Source organism: Telluria sp. AZSoR62, from assembly GCF_058111565.1.
The window spans coordinates 1-336 of the sequence record NZ_JBYTST010000175.1 but is presented as its reverse complement, the minus strand read 5'-3'; the positions used below and the strand labels follow the sequence as shown (position 1 = coordinate 336).

The following is a 336-nucleotide window of genomic DNA, read 5'->3' as shown; positions in this document are numbered from 1 at the left end:
CCTGCGATGTGCAATGTGCCTTCGATTGTGAAAGTCCTGAATAGTGCAACCCTGGGTAAAGTTAGGGTGTGGGTAGTTACAGAATCATTGGTTGATATGGGTAATGAGTTCTTGGATTTAAGAGAGCATTGTCTAACGCATATGAGCACTTTGGTTTTTTTCAATGCGACCAATTTGGCAAATGCCGAATTGTACAGAAAATTTATGCTCGCTTCGGATGAAGCCTCTTCTGAAAATTCAGATATTTCTACGACCGATATTTTGGAACTGACCGATACTCAGTTTATTGAAGTTGATAGTCGAGGAGGTGTGAGGCGCAGAAATATTCTACTGGCC

Annotated in this window: 1 protein-coding gene; it reads left to right on the top strand. The window is 41.7% G+C overall.

What is annotated here, in order from left to right; translation table 11 throughout:
• Positions 1-27 precede the first annotated feature (27 nt).
• Positions 28-336, top strand: a 309-nt coding sequence (locus tag AC3XQU_RS23410) for a hypothetical protein (RefSeq protein WP_489876543.1), incomplete at its 3' end; no start/stop codon positions are given.